Origin of the sequence: Paenibacillus methanolicus, assembly GCF_008124765.1 — a bacterium.
In the GTDB taxonomy this organism is placed as follows: Bacteria; Bacillota; Bacilli; order Paenibacillales; family Paenibacillaceae; genus Paenibacillus_Z; species Paenibacillus_Z methanolicus.
In genome coordinates, this window is sequence record NZ_VNHS01000008.1 from 236,805 (window position 1) to 254,447 (window position 17,643).

Consider the following 17,643-nt stretch of genomic DNA (forward strand, 5'->3'; position numbering starts at 1 on the left):
AAAATCATTAACCCTTAGTCTACCAGAATCGACATCGAGTGAAAAGGTTCTAATGTCGACAGGGGGGGCGTTTTATACTATAATTATTCTTATCGGAAATAAAGTCCAACGAAACGAGGGATTGGGAATGGCTGAAATTCGTATCCGCAACACAAACGAACGCATTCAAGGCGAGGAGAACGTCCGCGCATTTCTTGAGAATCAAGAGGTTCTGTACGAACATTGGAACACCGACAAATTGCCGGAAGAGCTTCGCGAGAAGTTCATCCTGAGCGACGAAGAGAAAGCTCAAATCCTCTCCGTATACGACGAAGACATCCGCGATCTGGCCGGCCGCCGCGGCTACCGCACGTGGGACATCATCGCTCTCTCGGATGCGACGCCTAACCTGGACGAACTGCTGAAGAAGTTCGAATCGGTCCACACCCATACGGAAGACGAAGTTCGCGCGATTACGGCGGGCAAAGGCATTTTCATCATTAAAGGAACCGACGATGTCGGCTACTTCGACGTCGAGCTCGAAGCCGGCGACGTGATCTCGGTACCGGAGCATAAAGCGCATTTCTTCACGCTGATGGAGAATCGTCAAATCGTCGCCGTTCGCCTCTTCATCGAGACGGAAGGCTGGATTGCGCACCCGTACGCCGATCCTTCGTTCCAGAAATAATCCCTATATAATAACAACCCCCGCTCTCCTAGGAGAACGGGGGTTGTTTTGCGCTTGCGCATGCATCGCTTGGAACGTGTGCCGTTTAAGCCAGAAGCGGCAGCAGCTCTTCGAGATGCTTGATTTCGTGGGTAGGAATGATTTCGTCCGTCCGGACCGCCCCATGACGGTTGATCCATACGGAAGTCATGCCGATCGTGTTCGCGCCAAGAATATCGGTCGTCAGCTTGTCCCCGACCATGATGCCTTCTTCGGGCCCGACGCCCAGACGCTCCAGCGCATGCTTGAAGATGGAAGCGGCCGGTTTGCCTTCGCCGAACGCACCCGAAATCACGATATGGTCGAAGTACGGCGCCAGCTCCGGCACGCCGTCGAGCTTCTCTTGCTGCAAATCGGGCGATCCGTTCGTCAGCAGCAGCAGCTTGTATTTGCCCTTCAGCTGCTCGAGCAACGAGAATGTTTCTTCATAGACATACGGCCGCTTGCGGCGCTCCGCCGGGAATTGCTCCGCCAGCTCCGCGCCTAATTCTGAATTGTCGACGCCGAGCGCCTTCAGGCCGCGAGTCCACGATTCCCGACGGTAGAGGGGCGCGAGTTGCTGCAGCTTGCGGAACTCCTCCTGTTCGCCGGCCAAGAAATTCGCCCACAGACCTTCAAACGGGTTGATGCCGATCATTTTCGTGAACGGGAACGTTTCGTACGAAGCATACAACTCTCGCGCCGCTTCCCGCACGGCAGCTTCCAACTCCTTGGCATTCAGACCTGTCCGGGCCGCGCCCGCTTCACAGGTGGCGTCGAACGCTTCCTGCACGCTGCGCTCGTCCCATAACAGGGTATCGTCCAAATCAAACAGTACGGCTTTCTTCGACATGCTTCACTGCACTCCAGTCTAATTTTTCTCGTTGAACGGTATATTATGAACGGCCGCGAACGCGCGAAGCCGTTCTGCCATCTCATCCGTCGGATATCGGTTGATCATGCGGCTAAATACCCAATTCGCGCCTTTTTGCTGCTCGATGACGACCGAACCTTTCTGGACGCTGATCGCCTTGATGGCAACCGTGTACAGATTGCGGTCTCCGCCGAATCGGCGCGTGCGGACGTAGTCTTTGCCAACCGACAAGTAAGGGCGGCGAAGAATGAAGATGACGGCCATCAGCACGTAGAGGCCGATCGTCACCCAGTACATGGCTCCCGCGTCTTTGTAATAATCCGACGTGAACGTCGTAATGACGTACATGCCGATGAAAAGCACGAGGAATGCCGGCATGACAAAACTGCGGCCTTTGAACGTATCCACTTTTTCTTCCGACTTTTGCACATGAAGCGGCGTTTGGCCGTTTTTCTTGCGCTGCTTGTTCAGCTGGGTCTGGTTTTTGCGAACTTTGCGTTCCCAGGATCTAGATGACAAATGGGGAGCCTCCTAATATACATGTAGATAGAAATCGGGGATCGCGCTCGGCGTGAACCCCCAAGCCTTGTACGGTCTATCCCTGATTCGGTTTCATGCGGTTAACCGCTCAGGTCCTAACTTTCCGTTAAAACGGCCTTGCGAATTTCTCGATGAATCGATTCGGATATTCCGAAGGCAGCTTGCTCGCTTCGTCTAAGCGGTCGTACAGCTCCCGCGGAAGCGTCCAGCCGACTGCGCCCATATTGTCCTCGAACTGCCCCAGCGTGCTCGCCCCGAAGATCGGAGAGGTGATCCCTTGTCGATTCAGCAGCCAAGCAAGGGAAATTTGAGCAGGCGATTTTTCCAGCTCTCCGGCGATGCGCAGAACTTCATCCAGGATCGCGAAGTTTCGGCCCGAATTTCGGAGCGCCCACGAGCTCTCTCCGACCTTGGACGTCAGCCTGCCGGCGGTCGGCTCCTCCCGGTTATATCGGCCTGTTAGGAAACCGCCTCCAAGTGGAGCCCATGGGATGATGCCGATGTTCTCCTCGCGGCAGAGCGACATCATCTCGCGATCCATCTCCCGGCTCACCAAGCTATACTGCGGCTGAATGGAAATGAAGCGAACGTACCGGTTCATATCGCTAATGGCCAGCGACTTCATCAGCTGCCAAGCGAAAAAATTCGAACATCCGATATAACGGACTTTGCCGGCGGTCACGAGATCGTCCAACGCGCGCAGCGTCTCTTCGATCGGCGTCGCGTGATCCCATACATGAACTTGATAGAGATCAATGTAGTCCGTCTTCAGTCGCTTCAGGCTGGCTTCGACGCCGTCCATGATATGTTTGCGGGAGATTCCGGCGCCGTTCGGATGGTCCGCGGTCTGCATACGGACTTTGGTGGCCAGCACGACTTCGGAGCGGCATCCTTGGATCGCTTTGCCTACGATCTCCTCGGAACGGCCGGAGACGTATACGTCCGCCGTATCGAGGAAATTGCCGCCCTTCTCCAAAAAACGATGGATCATTTCCACGGAGTCCTGTTCGCTCGTCGTATTACCGAAGGTCATCGTGCCCAGGCACAGCTTCGACACCGCAAGGCCGCTTCTTCCTAGCAAACGGTATTCCATATCGACATTCCTCCTCGTAATCGATCCGTCAGCCGAGGGTACGTTGTCTTAATGTTTGATGTCGTCTTCCTCGTCCTCGACAAACTTGATATTATCCAGTTGCCCTCGAAAGTTCCGTTTGAAGTTGTCCAAATATTGTTTGCGCAGTTCGGCGCGTTCCGCTGTCTCTTCTTCCGTCAAGCCTACGGTCTTATGCTTGCGCGACAGCTCGTTTATGCGTGCGATGATTTTCTCCAACGTGGTACGCCTCTCTTTCCGTAACGCTCATGCTAGTCAACATTCCACTCTTTACTTTGACACTTTTGTTCCTCGATTGTCAAGGCAACAACAAAAAACGGCGAACCTAGTGGTCCGCCGGAATTATTAAACTCTGACCCGCGTGCAGGCCGCTCTCTCGAAGCCCATTGCGCTGTTTGATCGAATAGATGACTTCTCGAATATCTTCGCCGCTGTCCTTGGCTTCGCTTGCGATCGCCCACAGCGTATCGCCGCTGCCTACCACGATGACTTGTTCGGATGCCGTCGGCGCTTCGGGAACGACCGTAGTCGCATTGCCCTTCATGATCATGAAGCCGATGAAAAGGATGAAAAAGAACGCAACGACTGTCGTGAATTTCGCGATATGGCCGGCTCTCATCTTATAGCCGCGTTTGTTCGTTGCCTTGCGTCTTGCCATTCCTTGTTTCCGTTCCGTGTATGTATAAGTAGAGACCGTGTTAACCATATTCGATTCCCCCAAACGTTTGTTCTGTTCTCGATGAACACAGAATAACACGAACACTCGTTTGGAGTCAACGACTTTCGGAACATTTGTTCGCACTAAAATGCGAACTTGTGTTTCTCGAACTTATGTTTGTACGAACTCCGGTTCTGTGTTATAATTTGACACAAATGAACTTATGGAGTGATCTCGTTTGTCGAAACTTTCCAACCGCCAGCAGGCGATACTCGAATTCATCAAGACCGAGGTTCGGGAGAAGGGCTACCCGCCTTCCGTCCGTGAAATCGGCGAAGCGGTCGGACTAGCCTCCAGTTCGACGGTTCACGGCCATTTGGACCGGCTAGAGAAGAAGGGCTTGATCCGCCGCGACCCGACGAAACCCCGCGCCATTGAAATATTGGACACCGACATGGAGAGCATCCCGTTCCCGCTCGCGATCGCCAAAGTACCGGTGGTCGGTAAAGTCACGGCCGGCCTGCCGATTACGGCGACCGAGAATATCGAAGACTACTTCCCCCTGCCTGCTGACCGCGTCGGAGACGACAACGTATTCATTCTGAACGTTATGGGCGAGAGCATGATCGAGGCAGGCATTCATGATGGCGATTATGTAATCGTCCGCCAGCAGCAGACCGCGAACAATGGCGAGATCGTCGTCGCAATGACCGAAGACGACGAAGCAACCGTGAAGACGTTTTATAAGGAACGCGACCACATCCGTCTTCAACCCGAGAACTCCACGATGGAGCCGATCCGGCTGCGCAACGTGACGATTCTCGGCAAAGTAATTGGACTCTTCCGCGATATCCATTAATCGAACAGGCAGACCTAACGACGATTAACGTCAGCGGGTCTGCCTTTTGCTTTTCCTTTTGGCCAATTCAGGCTTTCGCACGCGAACGTTCGTCCAATCGATTCGAACAACGGCTACATAGCATAACGTATCCCAGTTCGATCGAGGTGATGAAGTTGTTGACGAAACTGAAACAACCCGGTTTGATCATCGGTATTCTTGGCGCGGCTAAACTACTGCTCGACAGTGCCGGCATTCAAATTCCGGACGAGACGATCAACGATCTTGCAAACGGTATCAGCGCCGTGCTTGTCGTTATTTCCATTTTCGTCGATCACGGGAAGTCTTAAGTTCCGCCTTCTTTATTTTAGCCGGCCACGTGCCAGCGAGCTGGAAGCCGCCTCGTGCGCGCTTCTTTTTTGTATGCTCGCCTCTTTGTCACGTTCGCATGTCGTTCGCAGCCATAACATAGAAAACCCCTGAAGCCTGTGGCTTCAAGGGTTCTCCGACATAACAAGTCGCGCCTCCGTTACCTCACGTTAAGCGATTTCGTAATTTTCGCTTTGGACTTTAGTTCTCCAAGCAATTGAGGGGAAAGTTCCGCAACCTTCTGACGTACGAGCTGTTCCCGAATTTCAGCCTTTTTCTCTTCAAGGGTCGCTGCCTTCGCATCCTTATGGCCCGTTAATTTAATAATGTGATAACCAAACTCCGTCTTAATCGGTCCGCCTAGCTCGCCGACCTTCAGCGAGAACGCCGCTTTCTCAAACTCGGCAACCATGACCCCCCTGCCGAAGAAACCAAGATCACCGCCGGCATTCTTACTACCTGTGTCAATTGATTTTTCCTTTGCCAGCTTCGCAAAATCAGCGCCTTCCTTCAGCTGCTTCATGATTCCATCCGCTTCTGCTTGCGTTGGCACCAATATATGCGATGCCTTCACTTCCTCAGCCTGATCGAACGTCGCTCTGTTGTCTTCAAAGTATTGTTTGACTTCTTCATCGGTCACTTTTGCGCGCAGCTCCACTAGCTTGCGAATGCGAATTTGCATCGGCAATTGTTTCTTCAAATCTTCGAGCGTCATGTTCGATTGCTGCAGTGCAGCCTGAAATTCCGAATCAGACGAGAACTGCTTCTTGATCTGGGCGATTTCCCCTTCCACATCTTTGTCGCTGATGACGATTCCTTTCTTTTTCGCCTCCTGCTGAACCAACTCTTCTTGGATCAAGTTGTCCAACATTTGCGAACCGCCAACCGCGACCATCGCCGCGTACAGCTGATTTTTGGTAATGGGAACGCCGTTCACTGAACCGACCACGCCATTGCCATCATTCCCTAACGGAGATGTATCGGATTTGCTCGTAATTAGTACTGATTTCGTAGAACCATTGTAATTGACTTCTGCACCGAGCATCTCGGCGGCGGAGCGGAGAGGAACGTAAGTAACGCCCTTAATAGATACGGGTTCTACAGTTGATTGCTTGCCATTTACGATTAAGGTCATTTTCGTGGCCGCATATGCACCTGCACCTGCCGCAAGCATCATGCCCGCGACGACCAACGTCGTTATGCCTACTCTACGAAAAAGGATATTGCCCATACGTTTGCTCACCTCATAAACCTCCCGCTGGAATCATTACCGAAGACTCATAATGGATTTCATTGTCGATTCTTATGAAATACTTATATATGTATCATTTAAAAATCATAAAAAAAATACTCCCTTCAAATTGCAAAACGGCGCAAATCAAAGGGAGTATATTAGTTGTTTAGCTCGTACACCGGGTTCCCGCATATATGGGACTTTATGAGATGCCTCCAAGCAAACAACCTGAAAGCATCTCAAATTAAAATTTTCCCCTATCTTAATACAGCGTCAGATACTGATCGCGCTCCCATTGGTGAACCTGGGTGCGATACATATCCCACTCGATTTCTTTGAGCTCGTAGAAGTGAGCGAGCGCATGGTCGCCGAGCGCGTCGCAGATGACTTCGCTGCGCAGCAGCTCGTCGAGCGCTTCCTTCAGATCCGACGGCAAGCTCGGAATACCTTCGTCGATGCGCTCTTCTTCGGTCATCACGTATACGTTGCGGTCTACCGGCGCCGGAAGCGGCATTTTATTCTTGATGCCGTCCAAACCTGCCTTCAGCATGACAGCGAGTGCTAGGTAAGGGTTAGCCGCAGGGTCCGGATTCCGCACTTCGATACGGGTCGACAGACCGCGGGAAGCCGGGATGCGGATCATCGGGCTGCGGTTGCTTGCGGACCATGCCACGTAACAAGGCGCTTCGTAACCCGGTACAAGACGCTTGTACGAGTTGATCGTCGGGTTCGTGATCGCCGCGAATGCGCGCGCATGGCGCAGAATGCCAGCCATGTAATAACGGGCCGTCTGGCTAAGACCGAGCTTATCGGATTCGTCGTAGAACGCGTTCTCTTCGCCGCGGAACAGCGATTGATGCGCGTGCATGCCGGAGCCGTTCACGCCGAACAGCGGTTTCGGCATGAACGAGGCATGCAGGCCGTGCTGGCGGGCAACCGTCTTGACGACGAGTTTGAAGGTTTGAATTTGGTCTGCGGCCAGAATGGCATCCGCATATTTGAAGTCGATCTCATGTTGGCCCGGCGCAACTTCGTGATGGGATGCTTCGATCTCGAAGCCCATCTCTTCCAGCGTCAGCACGATTTCGCGGCGGCAATTCTCGCCGAGGTCGGTCGGCGCCAAGTCGAAGTAACCGCCTTGGTCGTTCAGTTCCGTCGTCGGCTCGCCCTTCTCGTCCGTCTTGAACAGGAAGAACTCCGGTTCCGGACCGACATTCATCGCCGTGAAGCCCATCGCTTCCGCTTCTTTCAGAGCACGCTTCAAAATGCCGCGCGGGTCGCCGGCGAACGGCGTGCCGTCCGGCATGTACACGTCACAGATGAGGCGTGCGACGCGGTTCTCCGTTACCCAAGGGAAGACAACCCACGTGTCCAGGTCCGGATAGAGATACATGTCGGATTCTTCGATACGAACATAACCTTCAATGGAAGAACCGTCGAACATCATTTTATTATCTAACGCTTTCTGCAGCTGGCTGACCGGAATTTCCACGTTCTTGATCGTGCCGAGCAGGTCGGTAAATTGAAGACGGATAAAACGAACGTTTTGTTCTTTCGAAATACGGATGATGTCCTCTCTCGTGTAGCTCACAGAATCATCTCCTTAATGGATTAGTGTTGGATCGCTGCGTTATTTCTTGTTGTAAAAACGGGACAGCTGGCCTTGGATCAGCGATGCTTTGCCTGGCCGTTTCTCAAGCAGCTGCTGCTTGAGCAGACGGTGAAGCTGCGCGTCCGACAGCTCGCGACGCTTCACTTCCGACTGGTCGGTGACGACGGTTGCTTCCTCGGATTCCTTGGAGACCGGATTCATCACTTGCTTAATACCGGCAATATTGACGCCTTTCTCGATTAATGATTTGATCTCAAGCAGTCTTTCGACGTCATTGAATGAGAATAGCCGTTGATTGCCGGATGTACGTGCAGGAACGATCAGCTCGTGCTGTTCATAATAACGTATTTGCCGCGCGGTCAAGTCCGTAAGCTTCATGACGATCCCGATCGGAAACAACGCCATATTTCTGCGAATATCATCACCCATGTCGCATCAACCTTCCAGTTCTGAATATATACCCCTATTGTAACTCCTCTACCAAAAAAGTGTCAAGTTGTGTGAGGTTTAATTACAATTAACTTTCGCTCCGCGAGAGTGTAGAGGGCATTCAGAACGCCGTATTTGACATGGGCATACGTTAAACCGCCTTGCATGTAAGCAATATAAGGCTCTCGGATCGGCGCGTCGGCCGATAATTCCAAGCTGCCGCCCTGCATGAACGTACCTGCCGCCATGATGACAGGATGTTCGTAACCGGGCATGTCCCATGGCTCGGGGACGACGTGCGAATCCACGGCCGCGGCCTTCTGGATTCCTTGCACGAACGCGATCAACTGCTCCGGCCGTTCGAATCGAACCGCCTGAATCAAATCGGTGCGAGGCGCTTCCGGACGAGGACTGCTGTCGAACCCTAGACGTTCGAAAATCGCGGCCGCCAAAACGCTTCCCTTCAAGGCTTGTCCCACCGTGTGCGGGGCCATGAACAGCCCTTGATACATCGAGCGGAGCGTGCCGAGCGTTGCGCCGACTTCGCCGCCGATCCCCGGCGCCGTCAGCCGGTAGGCCGTCAGTTCGACCGCTTCCTTCGTGCCTGCCACGTAACCGCCGGTCGGGGCCAATCCGCCGCCCGGGTTTTTGATCAGCGATCCTGCCATGAGGTCAACGCCGACTTGCGTCGGTTCCAACTCTTCCGTGAACTCCCCATAGCAGTTGTCGACGAAGATGCGAACGTCAGGTTTCATTCCTTTAATGCGACGCACCATGTCCGCAATGTCCGCTACGGTAAAGGATGAACGCCAGTCGTATCCGCGGGATCGCTGAATGCCGATGACTTTCGTCCGGTCCGTCAGCTTTGCCGCCACGCCATCCCAATCGATTCCCCCGTCATTCAGAAGCGCTACCTCGCCATAACCGATGCCGAAATCCTGAAGCGAGCCTTTACCATCGCCGGGCTTGCCGATGACCTTATGCAAGGTGTCGTAGGGTCTTCCCGTTATGTAAAGCAGCTCGTCGCCTGGCCGCAGCAGCCCGAACAACGCGCAACTAATCGTGTGCGTACCCGAGACGAAATGGGGTCGGACGAGCGCCGCTTCCGCTCCGAACACATTGGCGTAGACCAAGTCCAGCACTTCCCGGCCCGAATCGTTGTAGCCATAACCTGTTGACCCGTTAAAATGAAAATCGCTAACTTTATGCCGCTGAAAAGCACGAATTACCTTCCATTGATTGCGTTCCGCGGTCCGATCGAGCGATCGGAATACCGAGCTCAGTCGCTCTTCCGCTTCTTCCGCCCAGCCGAGCAGCGTCTCCCACTGCTCCTGCCGGGGTTGTTCGTGTCTTGCGTAGTCATTCACAACCGTTGTCTCTCCTTATGTCTCCAATGCGAAATACGTGCGCGAAATTACTATCTTACGCTTGTTCGACGAATTCGTCCAGCTTGTGACCATGCTGTTCGTAATCCTGCTTATTCAGCGCCACCGTAAGCCGAAGAATTTCACCGTTCACCTCTAGCTCGATTACATCACCGGAACGATGGGCTAGAGCCACCAGATCCCCCCGCTCGGCCGGAAATAAGAACGTTCGCGTCGCCCCCGTCACCTTGCTCTGGACAAGATCGAGCAACCTGCCGCGATCTTCGGCATTATACGCATTCATCGCGACGGCATCCCCGCTGCTCGCAGGCAGCAGCTCGGAGCCGTCCGTCACGCACAGGTCGATTTTGTTGTACACCGTAATATGCGGCTTGCCGGAAGCCCCGAGCTCGTTCAAAATCCGGTCGACAACCGCCATTTGCTCATCCCGCATCGGCGAAGAGCTATCGACAACGTGCAGCACTAGATCGGCTTCGTTCACTTCTTCGAGCGTCGCGCGAAACGCCGCGATCAAATCCGTCGGCAGGTTCTGGATAAATCCGACCGTATCGGTCAGGACGATTTCCTTACCGCTTGGCAGCGTCAGGTTCCGTGAAGTCGGGTCGAGCGTTGCGAACAATTGATTCTCGACGTAGACGTCGGCATTCGTCAGCTCGCGCAGCAGCGTGGATTTGCCCGCGTTCGTGTAGCCGACCAGCGCGACCTGGATGACGCCCGACTTCTTACGCCGCTCCCGGTGAAGCGTCCGGTGGCGCACCACCTCTTCGAGTTGCCCCTTCAGATCGGAGATCCGATCCCGGATATGCCGGCGATCGGTCTCGAGCTTGGATTCGCCCGGACCTCTCGTGCCGATCCCGCCGCCAAGACGCGACAGGTTCTTGCCATGTCCCGACAAGCGAGGCAGCAAATAGCTCAGCTGGGCCAGCTCGACCTGGATGATGCCTTCGCGCGTCTTCGCGCGCTGCGCGAATATATCCAAAATCAATTGCGTGCGGTCGATAATCTTCAGATCGAGCGCTTCTTCGAGGTTACGCACCTGCGCCCCCGAGAGCTCCTGATCGAAGATGACCGTCGTCGCGCCGAGTTCCTCGGCTGCCGCCCGTACTTCTTCGACTTTGCCTTTGCCGATAAACCATTTGGAATCCGGCGTCTCTTTGTTCTGCGTGAGCGACGTCAGCACTTCCACGCCTGCCGTCTCCGCCAAATTGACAAGCTCCTGCAGAGAGTGTTCCGGGTCGCCCGATGCGCGTTTGACTTCATTGGTCACCAGGCTCACTAGTATGGCGCGGTCCTGCATCTCGTGCTCGGTTTCGTAGGTGGTTGGTCGCATCCTCTCTTACGCAGCTCCTCTCGATTTTAACTCTTCGCATCCCATCGAAGATCTTCCGGCCGGATCGCCATCAGCTCCTGCTTGCCGGGCGAAGCGCTCGGATATTGCGTCAGCAGCCGAACAGCCTGATGCCGGAAGCCCTTCTCGATAATATTACGCACATAACGCGCATTGCTAAACGAATACAGCGACGCCGTCTTCTCCGCCATCAAATGCTGACGCAGCTTGAAGAGCGCTTGAGGCATCAACGTATACTCGCGATCCTTGGCCATGAGCTCGGCAATCTGAATGAGTTGATCGATGCTGTAATCCGGAAATTCGATCTGAATCGGAAAGCGAGACGGAAGACCGGGGTTTGTCATCAAGAATTGCTCGATCTCGAGCGGATAGCCTGCCAGAATCAGCACGAACTGGTTGCGATTATCCTCCATCGCTTTCACCAACGTGTCAATCGCTTCCTTGCCGAAATCTTTCTCTCCGCCTCTTGCCAGGCTGTAAGCCTCGTCGACGAACAGCACGCCGCCGAGCGCCTTCCGGACGAGGTCTCTTGTCTTCTGGGCGGTATGTCCGATATATTCGCCCACCAAATCAGCCCGCTCCACCTCGATCAGATGGCCTTTGGACAGCACGCCCATTTTGTTGAACAGCTTGGCGACGATGCGGGCAATGGTCGTTTTGCCGGTCCCCGGATTGCCCTTGAAAATCATATGATAGACATGCGATCCGCTCGCAAGCCCCGCTTCCGTCCGCATTCGGCTCACTTGCAGCAGCGCGTAGATCTCATAAATAAGCAGCTTGACGTTATCCAACCCCACCATGGCTTCCAGTTCCTTGCTAATGTCCAAATACGGATCGCCAGGCGTTTGCGGCTTGACCGCCACCGGCGGCTCAGGCTCCAGCGTGGGGGCAGCGCCGGTCGATACGTAAGGCTCGTGACTGCGAAGCACGACATTAATCTGCCTGGAAGGCCTTGCGCCTCCCGTTTGCCCGGCTGAACCGGCTCGTTCGTTCATTGCCCGATCACCTATCCTTCGTATCCTGTTTCGTCCGGCGTCTTCGAAGCTGATTAATGATGGTGCCTCATGAGAGTCTAGCTCACGTACGCCGCACTACCCATTGTATTCTTGCAGAATGGGGCATATTAACAGATTCGGGATAAGCAATCGAGCGCATGTGTTAGAAGCTGCCCGGCCAGCGAACGCCCATGCGCATAAACAGTTCGTCGAGCTTCCATTTGGTGTAAGCCAGCACCTCGCGGGACTGGTTGTACGTCGCCGACAACTTCACGGATTTGGTCCCGGCCGTAACCGTGTTCTTATAGCCTAAGTACTCGGCGATATCGGCAGAGCGGGAAGCGTGGTAATCGTGCGTGACGATAATCAGACTGTCCCAGCCATGCTTTGCGGCGATTGGCTGACTGAAGCGTAAGTTCTCGTACGTGCTGCGCGCATCGTTCTCAAGGACGATCCGCTCCGTCGGCACGCCCTTGGCGACCAAATAATCGCGCATTCCCTCCGCCTCGGTCAGCTTGGATCCATTGTGATCCAATCCGCCGGACACGATAAAATGTTGAACATTGCCCTGCTTAAATAACGTATGGGCATAATCCAGCCGTTCTTGCAGTCCCGGGCTAGGCTTGTCCTTCCAGAGCGCGGCCCCCAGCACGATCGCGGCGTCGGCCTTCGGAAGCGGTTTCGGCAGTGAATAGCCGTTGATTGTCCACAATAGATATCCGAACCAGAAGGCCAGCAGCGCGCATCCGGTAAAGGCGACGCGGAGAAGCAGCGCAAAAACGCGAAACCGCCTTTTTTTGCGCTGCTGCTTCTTACGCGGCTTAACGGCCGGCGCCGTCATGATTCGCTCACCTCGCCGTTCTGAACGACAAGCGTCTTGCGGTGCTTCAAGCTTAACGTGAAATAACGGAATCGACCGCTCTTGATCGCCGACAACAGACGTCCGGCCGTCTTGCGCGCGAGCGCCGCGTCCTTGTTCGTCACGGTGCCGTGCCGCACGGCATCCTCCAGTTCGTCCTCGTCGAGAAGAAACACTTCGCCGCTAGGCAGTACGACGACGTCTAAATACAGATCGTCGAACCAGGGAACTTGCTGATCCGTGAGCCCTTGGGTTTTGCAAATATCGATATACCATTGTACGACCCGGTTCTTGTCATCGAACATCGTCGTGACCACGAAATGCTCGCCCTTGGGGAAATGCTGCATCCATAAGTAACCCCGGTCAGCCAGGCAAAGCCGTCGACCATTGTATTCTTTCCAAAGCGGTTCGCGCAATTCGTGAATGCGATACAACGTCACAAGTCCTCTAAACTCGTCGCCATCCATCGTCAGACACGTATAGCTTCTGCGCAGGATGCGTCGCCAGTTGGCTCGGTCTGAAAATTTTCTCTTCATACGGAACGACCTTTCCGTCAGGATCGCGATCAACCCTTCGTTATCGTGTAGCGTGTTACTAGTATATTCCGTTTCGTTAAAAAAAGCTTACCATAATCTAACGTCCATCTCCAGCCAGCGCCTAAAATAAACCTGGCCTGCCTCGTCCCGCGGGTTTACTTGTCAAGACGCAAAAAAAGGGAGCGAGGTTCGCTCCCTTACGCGGCTATTTCACTTCGATCGTCAGCCCGTCGATCGTCACTTCTTCCGTCGGCTGGCTAGGCTCGCCTTGCATGTTGGCTTCCACCGGCGTCTTGGAGATCGCGGTCACGACGTCCATGCCTTCGGTTACTTTGCCGAAGATCGTGTAGTTCGGTTGCATGTTCAGTCCGGCTGCATCCGCCCCCGTGCAAATGAAGAACTGGCTCCCGCCGGTATTCGGACCCGCGTTGGCCATCGCGACGATGCCCTCTTCATATTGGTGTCCGTTATCCAACTCGTCCGGGATATCATAGCCCGGTCCGCCGGTGCCGTTCCCGAGCGGATCGCCCGTTTGAATCATGAACGTCTCGATGATCCGGTGGAACTTGATGCCGTCATAGAACTTCTCGTTCGCCAAGAAAACGAAGCTGTTGACCGTCTGCGGAGCGTCCTTCGCGAATAGCTCCACCGTGAAATCCCCTTTGTTCGTCTTGAAATGGGCTAGATAAGTCTTGGACGTGTCGATGGACATCTCGGGCATTTTGTCCCACGACTTCGCCTGAGACGTCGTGTCGGCGCTATCCGCCACGTTGTCTTCCGCAGCCGTATTCTCGCCGCCATTGGCGGCATTGCCGGCATTGCTTTCGGTTTGGGCCGCTCCTCCGCCCGTCGCGGCGTTCCCGCCGTTGTTCTCCTCGACCTCTTGCTTCGCGCCGCAGCCAGCCGTCGCGGCGATAAGCGCAGCGGAGAGTAATAAAGTCATAAACAGCCGTTTGCGTTGCATCGTTTAACCTCCGTTATTTATGGTTGTGTCGGTACAACCGTCGGTTCGCCGGGCAATGTCGGCACGTTGCCGGCTTGCGTGTCCGTCGGCGGCTTCGTCGTGTTCGTGCCGTTCGCCCCGTCGATCGGAGCGGTCGCGCCGGTGTTGTTCGGCGTCGTTCCGTTGCCCTCGCTGCCGTTCGCATCGCCCTGGGTACCGTTCGTACCCGTGCCGGCGTTGCCGTCCTGCGGCGGCTCGCCGTTCGTTCCGCCGCCGTTCTGGCCGCCTCCCGGATCGGTCGACGGATCGTTCGTACCCGTACCGTCGTTCGCGCCAGTCCCGTCGTTCGTACCCGTTCCGTCATTTACGCCAGGTTCGCCGCCAAGGCCATCGTCCGTGCCGCCTTCGGTTCCGTCGCCTTCCGTGCCATTCGTATTCTCGCCCGTGCCGTTGCCTTGCGTACCCGAATCGTCCGGATTCTCGGGCTCGATCTGCTCTACCGGCTCGATCGGCTCCAATTCCTCCTCGGGAATGGCGATCGTAAGATGAGCGGAAGCTCCGCTCTCGACGTCGGTCTTCGGGTTATACGCCGTTACGTAATACTCGAATGTTAATCCCGGCGCGATGCTCATATCGTTCACTTCCGTGCCGTCCAGCGCGTCCATGAGCCGCTTGAACTCCGTCTCGGACGCTTCCTTGCGATAGACGCGGTATGTCATGCCCTCGCCGTCGACCGGCGTCCACGACATGCGGATCATTTTGTTCTCGGCGTCGTACGCCGCTTTGAAATCGCCGACTACATTGACCGGCTGCTTCTCTTCCTCGACGTCCTTCGGCTTGTTGAAGCCGTTGACCGGCATGCCCTTCATCGCCGCCTTCATGACTTTGCCGAACATGGCGGCCGCCTGGGAGCTGCTTTTCTTGAGCAAATGTTCCTTGTCCGTCTTATCATAGCCCATCCATACCGCCGCCGTCCATTCTGCCGTGTAGCCGGTGAACCAAGCGTCGCGGTTGTAGCTCGACTTATAGTTCGGGATGCCGTGCTGCGTCGTTCCCGTCTTGCCGGCGACAGGGCGGTCGATGCGAGCCTGAGTGCCCGTTCCGCCTTTCTCAAGCACGGCTTGCATAATCTCGGTCATGTACCATGCAGACTGTTCGGACATGATGCGTTTGGCCTTCGGCGCTTCGTACGTATAAACTTCCGCGCCCGTCTTATCGACAATGCGGACGAGCGCGTGCGCATCGACCGACATGCCGCCGTTCGCGAACACGCTATACGCGGTCGCCATCTGAAGCGGCGTTACGCCATGCGTCAATCCTCCGAGCGCGATCGCCAAGTTGCGGTCCTGCGCTTCGTCGAGCTCGAAGCCGAGCTTCTTCGCGAATTCCAGGCCGGTCTTCACGCCGATTTCGTTCAGCAGCCATACCGCGGAAGCGTTGCGCGATTCCTTGATCGACTGCGAGATCGGGATGGCGCCGATATATTTGTTCTTGTTCGAATCGGTCGGGCAATAGTCGCCGTAACACTTCTTCTCGTCCATGACCGTCGACCATGGGAACCAATCGCCCGTGGCGAGCGCGGGGCCGTATACCGTGATCGGCTTGAAGCCGGAACCCGGCTGGCGTTGCACGACCGCGCGGTTCCACCCTTTGCGCACGTAATCGCGTCCGCCGACAAGTCCTTGAATATTGCCGTTCGAATGGTCGAGAATGACCATCGCGCCCTGTGCAAGCTGCTCGTCTACGCTCTTCTCGAAGTTGTCCGCATCGGCGAATTCTTTCTCCATGACGGATTGCGCTTTCGGGTTAAGCGTGGTGTAGATGCTATAGCCGCCCATGTATAGCTGCTCTTCGGTGATCTCGGGCACGCGCTCGGCGGCTTCTTCGATCGCATAGTCGACGAACGCCCAATATTTGTCCGCGTTCGCGTTATCGTCCTTGCTAGCCGGCGGCTCGTACGCAAGCGCCTTGGCTTTCGTTTCCTCTGCCTGCGCGGCGGTAATATATTTCTGGTCGGTCATCAGCTGCAGCACGACCGCCATCCGCTCGCGCGACCGCTCCGGATTCCGGATCGGGTTGTAGGCGCTCGGCGCTTTCGGCAAACCGGCAAGCGTCGCGATTTGCCACAACTCCAGATCTTTCAATTCTCTATCGAAGTAGACCTTCGCGGCCGCTTTGACGCCGTAGGCGCGGTTGCCGAAGAAGATCCGGTTCAGGTACATCGTCAAAATCTCGTCTTTCGTCTTCTTGTGCTCCAGCGCCACGGCGATCGACGCTTCCGTCGCTTTGCGGAAGAACGTCTTGTCGTGCGTCAGGAACAAATTCTTCGCCAGCTGCTGCGTAATCGTACTGCCGCCTTCGACGGCGCTGCGGGCGATGACGTCCTTCACGACCGCGCGGCCGATCGACCACAGGTCGACGCCGTTATGCTCCTCGAACCGGCGATCCTCCGTCGCGATGAACGCATCCTTCATCAGCTGGGGAATTTCGTCGTACTCCGCGATCTCGCGGTTCACGCTCGCCAGCTTGGCAATTTGGTCGCCGTTGATATCGTAGACGATAGACGCTTCCTCCATATCCATCTTGTCCCAGTTCGCGGCCAGAATTCTTTCGCCGTTCAGTACGATCAGCAAGTATCCGATAATCCCGCAGATGACGGCCAGCGCCCCCGTAAAGAAAAGCCAAATCATCAGTTTCTTGCCGTTCATTTTTTTCTTGCCCTTCTTCTCCGAGCCTTTCTTCGCCGTTCTTCTTACGCGCGGTCCATCAGCCATGAGCCGACTCCCCTCCTGCTTGACGAGCGTGTGCCCTCGTCTCTATTTATACCCAGTAGTAGTAAACGGCAACGGCGGCGCTTGAAACGGGGCCGCTCCTCAAACAGAAAAGAACAACCCTGCACGTGGCGGGTTGCTCTCTCGTGCCGTTATCCAATTAAACGCATCATGCCAACAAAAAGTTTCATGCGAGGGAAGCTATTGCCTTACGCTTCGCTGCTAGGTTCTTGCTGCATGAGCGACACGTTGCGCTGCGGGGTAAACGTCGAAATGGCATGCTTGTACACCATTTGCTGACGGCCGTCCGTATCGATGACGATCGTAAAGTTGTCGAAAGCGCGGATGACGCCGCGAATCTGGAAGCCGTTCGTTAAATAGACCGTCACCGGGATGCTGTCTTTGCGAAGTTGATTAAGAAAAGTATCCTGAATGTTGATTGATTTGTTCATGAAC

General features: G+C 55.1%; 19 protein-coding genes. 3 read left to right on the plus strand and 16 right to left on the minus strand.

Annotation, left to right across the window (positions count from 1 at the left end):
- Positions 1-127: 127 nt before the first annotated feature.
- The gene (locus BCM02_RS21385; protein WP_148931169.1) at positions 128-667 is read left to right on the plus strand and encodes a 1,2-dihydroxy-3-keto-5-methylthiopentene dioxygenase; all 540 of its coding nucleotides are present in this window, start codon (positions 128-130) and stop codon (positions 665-667) included.
- An 85-nt stretch (positions 668-752) separates the two neighbouring features.
- Here BCM02_RS21385 and BCM02_RS21390 read toward each other — a convergent pair whose 3' ends face one another.
- The 5 genes from BCM02_RS21390 to BCM02_RS21410 all read right to left on the minus strand — a co-directional run bounded on the left by BCM02_RS21390 (position 753) and on the right by BCM02_RS21410 (position 3,868).
- On the minus strand, positions 753-1,538 hold the full coding sequence (locus tag BCM02_RS21390; protein WP_148931170.1) for an HAD family hydrolase: 786 nt from the start codon (positions 1,536-1,538) through the stop codon (positions 753-755).
- An 18-nt stretch (positions 1,539-1,556) separates the two neighbouring features.
- Positions 1,557-2,078 carry an MFS transporter gene (locus BCM02_RS21395; protein WP_148931171.1) on the minus strand — a complete coding sequence of 174 codons (522 nt, stop codon included), beginning with the start codon at positions 2,076-2,078 and terminating at the stop codon, positions 1,557-1,559.
- Between the two features lie 127 nt (positions 2,079-2,205).
- A complete protein-coding gene (locus BCM02_RS21400) occupies positions 2,206-3,192 on the minus strand; it encodes an aldo/keto reductase (protein ID WP_148931172.1) in 987 nt (328 codons plus the stop codon).
- A gap of 48 nt (positions 3,193-3,240) precedes the next feature.
- Complete coding sequence (locus BCM02_RS21405; protein WP_148931173.1) at positions 3,241-3,429, minus strand: DUF896 domain-containing protein; 189 nt, start codon at positions 3,427-3,429, stop codon at positions 3,241-3,243.
- 106 nt (positions 3,430-3,535) lie between these two features.
- On the minus strand, positions 3,536-3,868 hold the full coding sequence (locus tag BCM02_RS21410) for a LysM peptidoglycan-binding domain-containing protein (RefSeq protein ID WP_222871027.1): 333 nt from the start codon (positions 3,866-3,868) through the stop codon (positions 3,536-3,538).
- A 238-nt stretch (positions 3,869-4,106) separates the two neighbouring features.
- On the opposite strand from BCM02_RS21410, the gene lexA reads away from it, so the two are divergent.
- Positions 4,107-4,727, plus strand: coding sequence for a transcriptional repressor LexA (gene lexA, locus BCM02_RS21415; protein WP_148931174.1), 621 nt, complete (start codon positions 4,107-4,109; stop codon positions 4,725-4,727).
- Between the two features lie 158 nt (positions 4,728-4,885).
- Entirely contained in the window at positions 4,886-5,056 is a 171-nt protein-coding gene (locus BCM02_RS35380; RefSeq protein WP_187434343.1) for a hypothetical protein, read from the plus strand.
- Between the two features lie 179 nt (positions 5,057-5,235).
- Here BCM02_RS35380 and BCM02_RS21420 read toward each other — a convergent pair whose 3' ends face one another.
- The 11 genes from BCM02_RS21420 to hfq form a co-directional block, all read right to left on the minus strand.
- Positions 5,236-6,318, minus strand: coding sequence for a peptidylprolyl isomerase (locus BCM02_RS21420; protein WP_148931175.1), 1,083 nt, complete (start codon positions 6,316-6,318; stop codon positions 5,236-5,238).
- 253 nt (positions 6,319-6,571) lie between these two features.
- Positions 6,572-7,900 carry a type I glutamate--ammonia ligase gene (glnA, locus tag BCM02_RS21425; protein ID WP_148931176.1) on the minus strand — a complete coding sequence of 443 codons (1,329 nt, stop codon included), beginning with the start codon at positions 7,898-7,900 and terminating at the stop codon, positions 6,572-6,574.
- Between the two features lie 39 nt (positions 7,901-7,939).
- Positions 7,940-8,350: a MerR family transcriptional regulator gene (locus tag BCM02_RS21430; protein WP_148931177.1), complete on the minus strand. Its 411-nt coding sequence runs from the start codon at positions 8,348-8,350 to the stop codon at positions 7,940-7,942.
- A gap of 62 nt (positions 8,351-8,412) precedes the next feature.
- The gene (locus BCM02_RS21435) at positions 8,413-9,717 is read right to left on the minus strand and encodes a methionine gamma-lyase family protein (protein ID WP_148931178.1); all 1,305 of its coding nucleotides are present in this window, start codon (positions 9,715-9,717) and stop codon (positions 8,413-8,415) included.
- Between the two features lie 55 nt (positions 9,718-9,772).
- Positions 9,773-11,065, minus strand: coding sequence for a GTPase HflX (hflX, locus tag BCM02_RS21440; RefSeq protein WP_148931179.1), 1,293 nt, complete (start codon positions 11,063-11,065; stop codon positions 9,773-9,775).
- A gap of 26 nt (positions 11,066-11,091) precedes the next feature.
- Positions 11,092-12,078, minus strand: coding sequence for an AAA family ATPase (locus BCM02_RS21445; RefSeq protein ID WP_148931180.1), 987 nt, complete (start codon positions 12,076-12,078; stop codon positions 11,092-11,094).
- Between the two features lie 163 nt (positions 12,079-12,241).
- Positions 12,242-12,919 carry a YdcF family protein gene (locus tag BCM02_RS21450; protein ID WP_148931181.1) on the minus strand — a complete coding sequence of 226 codons (678 nt, stop codon included), beginning with the start codon at positions 12,917-12,919 and terminating at the stop codon, positions 12,242-12,244.
- Positions 12,916-13,473, minus strand: coding sequence for a ribonuclease FAU-1 family protein (locus BCM02_RS21455; RefSeq protein ID WP_148931182.1), 558 nt, complete (start codon positions 13,471-13,473; stop codon positions 12,916-12,918). Before BCM02_RS21455 ends, BCM02_RS21450 begins: the two co-directional genes overlap by 4 nt.
- A gap of 205 nt (positions 13,474-13,678) precedes the next feature.
- Positions 13,679-14,437: a peptidylprolyl isomerase gene (locus tag BCM02_RS21460; RefSeq protein ID WP_148931183.1), complete on the minus strand. Its 759-nt coding sequence runs from the start codon at positions 14,435-14,437 to the stop codon at positions 13,679-13,681.
- Between the two features lie 17 nt (positions 14,438-14,454).
- Entirely contained in the window at positions 14,455-17,190 is a 2,736-nt protein-coding gene (locus BCM02_RS21465) for a PBP1A family penicillin-binding protein (RefSeq protein WP_148931184.1), read from the minus strand.
- A 206-nt stretch (positions 17,191-17,396) separates the two neighbouring features.
- Positions 17,397-17,639 carry an RNA chaperone Hfq gene (hfq, locus tag BCM02_RS21470; RefSeq protein WP_148931185.1) on the minus strand — a complete coding sequence of 81 codons (243 nt, stop codon included), beginning with the start codon at positions 17,637-17,639 and terminating at the stop codon, positions 17,397-17,399.
- Positions 17,640-17,643: the final 4 nt, after the last annotated feature.